This window comes from Pseudomonas sp. MD195_PC81_125 (assembly GCF_014060985.1).
In the GTDB taxonomy this organism is placed as follows: Bacteria; Pseudomonadota; Gammaproteobacteria; order Pseudomonadales; family Pseudomonadaceae; genus Aquipseudomonas; species Aquipseudomonas parakoreensis.
This window is the reverse complement of record NZ_JABULD010000245.1, coordinates 1-4,431: the sequence shown is the minus strand read 5'-3', so window position 1 is coordinate 4,431 and position 4,431 is coordinate 1. Positions and strand designations below refer to the sequence as shown.

Genomic DNA, 4,431 nt, shown 5'->3' with positions numbered 1-4,431 from the left:
CGTCTATCCGATGCAGATCAAAGACGGCTCCATGCGCGATATGTGGCTGAGCAAGACGGAGCGTACTTAATCATGCGGCACATTATTTCCCTGCTTCTGGAAAACGAACCCGGTGCTTTGTCTCGCGTAGTCGGCCTGTTCTCGCAGCGCAACTACAACATTGAAAGCCTGACGGTGGCGCCAACCGAGGACCCGACGCTGTCGCGTCTGACGCTGACTACTGTCGGCCACGATGAAATCATCGAGCAGATCACCAAAAACCTGAACAAGCTGATCGAAGTGGTCAAGCTGGTGGACCTGTCGGAAAGCGCTCACATCGAGCGTGAGCTGATGCTGGTCAAGGTCAAGGCCACTGGCGCCCAGCGCGCCGAGATCAAACGCACCACCGATATTTACCGTGGACAGATCGTCGACGTCAGTGCCAGCGTGTATACCGTTCAATTGACCGGTACCAGCGACAAGCTCGACAGCTTCATTCAGTCCATCGGCACCGCATCGATTCTGGAAACCGTCCGTAGCGGCGTGACCGGCATTGCCCGCGGCGACAAAGTACTCAGCATCTAAACCAAATTAGCGAATGGCCTGAACGGCCTGGATATATAGGGGAAATTCATGAAAGTTTTCTACGATAAAGACTGCGACCTGTCGATCATCCAGGGCAAGAAAGTTGCCATCATCGGTTACGGTTCCCAGGGCCACGCCCAGGCGTGCAACCTGAAAGATTCCGGTGTCGACGTTACCGTCGGTCTGCGTAAAGGTTCGGCCACTGTTGCCAAGGCCGAAGCTCATGGCCTGAAAGTGACCGACGTGGCTGCTGCCGTTGCCGGCGCCGACCTGGTCATGATCCTGACCCCGGACGAATTCCAGTCCCAGTTGTACAAGAACGAAATCGAGCCGAACATCAAGAAAGGCGCCACCCTGGCCTTCTCCCACGGCTTCGCGATCCACTACAACCAGGTTGTTCCGCGTGCCGACCTCGACGTGATCATGATCGCGCCGAAAGCTCCGGGCCACACCGTACGTTCCGAGTTCGTGAAGGGCGGCGGTATTCCTGACCTGATCGCGATCTACCAGGACGCCTCGGGCAACGCCAAAAACGTTGCGCTGTCCTACGCAGCTGGCGTGGGCGGCGGTCGTACCGGCATCATCGAAACCACCTTCAAGGACGAGACCGAAACCGACCTGTTCGGCGAACAAGCCGTACTGTGCGGCGGTACCGTTGAGCTGGTGAAGGCCGGTTTCGAAACGCTGGTTGAAGCTGGCTACGCGCCGGAAATGGCTTACTTCGAGTGCCTGCACGAGCTGAAGCTGATCGTTGACCTCATGTACGAAGGCGGTATCGCCAACATGAACTACTCGATCTCCAACAACGCTGAATACGGCGAGTACGTGACGGGTCCGGAAGTGATCAACGCCGAATCCCGTCAGGCCATGCGCAATGCCCTGAAACGTATTCAGGACGGCGAATACGCCAAAATGTTCATCAGCGAAGGCGCAACCGGCTACCCTTCGATGACCGCCAAGCGTCGTAACAACGCCGCTCACGGTATCGAAATCATCGGCGAGCAACTGCGCTCCATGATGCCGTGGATCGGTGCCAACAAGATCGTCGACAAAGCCAAAAACTAAGTCGTCGTCCCTTGTACGAAAAACGCGGCCTCGGCCGCGTTTTTTCGTTTGAAACCGATGGTTCTGGTATAAAGCTGCATCGTTTGTGGCCGAACCGTCGTCACAGACACCTGTCGAAACTTTCCAAACCGTTGCAAGGTAATGTCCATGAGCGAACGTCCCGAAGAGCCGAACCAGGCTTCTGACGCCGAAAGCCTGCTGCCCATCGATGAACATGTCGAGGAAGGGCACGACGCAGAAGGTCGTAAAGTCCGGCATCGTGGTATCTATCTGCTGCCGAACCTGTTCACCACTGCGAACCTGTTTGCAGGGTTTTATTCCATCATCAACTCGATGAGTGCCCAGGCTGCCTTGAGCGCCGGGGATTCTGCGAATGCGAGCAAGTATTTTGCCTTTGCCGCGATCGCGATTTTCGTGGCCATGGTGCTCGATGGTCTCGATGGCCGCGTGGCGCGCATGACCAATACACAAAGTGCCTTCGGCGCCGAGTATGACTCGCTGTCCGACATGGTTGCCTTCGGTGTGGCACCGGCGCTGCTGGCGTTCGGCTGGGCGCTGGGCGACATGGGCAAGGTCGGCTGGATGGTGGCCTTCATCTATGTAGCCGGTGCAGCGCTGCGTCTGGCGCGTTTCAATACTCAGGTCGGTACGGCCGACAAGCGCTACTTCATCGGCCTGGCCAGCCCGGCGGCGGCAGGCGTGGTGGCGGGGATTGTCTGGGCGTTCAGCGATTACGGTATTCAGGGTTCGAAGATGTCGTTCCTGGTCGCTCTGATGGTGGCGGCTGCCGGCATGCTGATGGTCAGCAACATCAAGTACAACAGCTTCAAGGAGCTGGATCTGAAGGGGCGCGTGCCGTTCGTGGCGATCCTCGCCGTGGTCCTGGTGTTCGCTGTGGTGTTCAGCGATCCACCGCGTATTTTGCTGCTGGTGTTCCTCGCCTACGCGGCTTCCGGACCGGTGCAATACCTGTTGCATCTTCGTCGGCACAAAAACGCCGAGTGATGTAATTTCCCGCATACTCCGCAGTCTATGGGGGCATCTGTCCTCCAAAGCTGCGGAGTTGCCATGCTGATCAAAATCCCCAAAGCGTCCGACTGCCATGAGTCGGATGTCACGCCTGAGTCCATTTATCTCTCCCGTCGTCAATTGCTCGGAGCTACTGCGGCCGGTATCGCCGTGAGCAGCCTGCCGCGTTGGGCCAGTGCCGAGGACGCGGCGCGCTATGCTGATGTCGAGCCAGGCAAGGCGCCTGCCTGGTTTGCCGAGAAGCTCCGTTCTACCAAGTGGGGGGCAGTCAACGTCAAGGATGAGGCGATCACGCCTTATAAAGACGCGACCCATTACAACAACTTCTATGAGTTCGGCACCGACAAGGGCGATCCCGCAGCCAATGCCGGCTCGCTGAAAACCGAGCCGTGGAGCGTGGTCGTCGATGGGGAGGTGGGTAAGCCCGGGCGTTACGCGCTGGAAGACTTCATGAAGCCGTACCAGTTGGAGGAGCGTATCTATCGTCTTCGCTGTGTTGAAGCGTGGTCGATGGTCATCCCCTGGATTGGTTTTCCGATTTCCGCACTGCTCAAGCAGGTCGAGCCGACCTCTAACGCCAAGTACATTCGCTTTGAAACCTTGCAGGATCCCAAGAGCATGCCTGGGCAGCGCTCGGGTTTCGCGCTGATCGACTGGCCTTATGTAGAGGGCTTGCGTCTGGATGAGGCGATGAATCCCTTGGCGATTCTGGCGGTTGGCATGTATGGCCGCGAATTGCCCAATCAGAATGGCGCGCCGCTGCGTCTGGTGGTGCCGTGGAAGTATGGCTTCAAGAGTGTGAAATCCATTGTGCGGATCAGTCTCGTCAGCGAGCAGCCCAAGACTACCTGGCAGAGCATTGCGGCAGATGAATACGGTTTTTATGCCAACGTGAATCCGACGGTCGATCATCCGCGCTGGACTCAGGCAAGAGAGCGGCGTCTGCCGAACAGTTTGTTCAAGCCGAATGTACGCGATACCCAGATGTTCAACGGCTACTCGGATGAAGTCGCTTCTTTATATACAGGGCTCGATCTGCGGAAGAACTACTGATGCGATATCCGTTTTGGCGTGCAGGCGTTTTTATTGCGGCGGCGATGTGGCCACTGTTTTGGTTTTATCAGGCGTTTGCCGATTTGCTCGGTCCGGATCCCGGCAAGGTGCTGGTTGATCGACTGGGGCTGGGGACGCTGGTATTCCTGCTGATCACGTTGAGCATGACGCCGTTGCAGAAATTGACGGGGTGGGCGGGCTGGATTGCTGTTCGCCGTCAGTTGGGGCTCTGGTGTTTTGCCTATGTGGTTCTGCACCTGTTCAGCTATATGGCGTTCATACTTGGTTTCGACTGGTCACAGTTGGGTGTGGAGTTACGCAAGCGGCCATACATTATTGTGGGTACGCTGGGTTTTCTTGGATTGTTGGCACTGGCAGTAACCTCAAATCGTTACAGTCAGCGTCGTTTGGGTGTGCGCTGGAAGAAATTGCATCGGGTGGTGTACGTGATTCTGGGGCTGGGATTGCTGCATATGTTGTGGATCGTGCGTGCTGATCTCAAGGAGTGGACGATCTATGCCTTTATAGGTGCAGTGCTTTTACTGCTGCGTGTGCCTACTGTTGCCCGTCGAATCCCGCGTTTATTGGCTAAAAAGCAGGTTTTGCAATAAAACTGAAATTAACGGTTGACGGCAGATTCTGGAGGTCTATAATTCGCCCCACTTCCGGCGCAGTCGAAACGGAAAACTCCTTGAGATTCAACGAGTTATGCAGGTTTCG

The 4,431-nt window shown here is 56.5% G+C and carries 6 protein-coding genes; all 6 read left to right on the top strand.

Translation table 11 applies throughout. The features are described from left to right. On the top strand, positions 1 to 70 hold a 70-nt coding region (locus HT737_RS32715), incomplete at its 5' end, for a hypothetical protein (RefSeq protein ID WP_374011152.1). Between the two features lie 2 nt (positions 71 to 72). Then, entirely contained in the window at positions 73 to 564 is a 492-nt protein-coding gene (gene ilvN / locus HT737_RS10590; protein WP_003205610.1) for an acetolactate synthase small subunit, read from the top strand. Positions 565 to 612: 48 nt separating this feature from the next. Further along, the gene (ilvC, locus tag HT737_RS10585) at positions 613 to 1,629 is read left to right on the top strand and encodes a ketol-acid reductoisomerase (RefSeq protein ID WP_007959661.1); all 1,017 of its coding nucleotides are present in this window, start codon (positions 613 to 615) and stop codon (positions 1,627 to 1,629) included. A 147-nt stretch (positions 1,630 to 1,776) separates the two neighbouring features. After that, a complete protein-coding gene (pssA, locus tag HT737_RS10580) occupies positions 1,777 to 2,634 on the top strand; it encodes a CDP-diacylglycerol--serine O-phosphatidyltransferase (protein WP_003228213.1) in 858 nt (285 codons plus the stop codon). A 63-nt stretch (positions 2,635 to 2,697) separates the two neighbouring features. Continuing rightward, entirely contained in the window at positions 2,698 to 3,711 is a 1,014-nt protein-coding gene (gene msrP / locus HT737_RS10575) for a protein-methionine-sulfoxide reductase catalytic subunit MsrP (RefSeq protein ID WP_121187191.1), read from the top strand. Continuing rightward, positions 3,711 to 4,322, top strand: a complete 612-nt coding sequence (gene msrQ, locus HT737_RS10570; protein WP_182402497.1) for a protein-methionine-sulfoxide reductase heme-binding subunit MsrQ — start codon at positions 3,711 to 3,713, stop codon at positions 4,320 to 4,322. The genes msrP and msrQ overlap by 1 nt, the downstream gene beginning before the upstream one ends. Positions 4,323 to 4,431 lie beyond the last annotated feature (109 nt).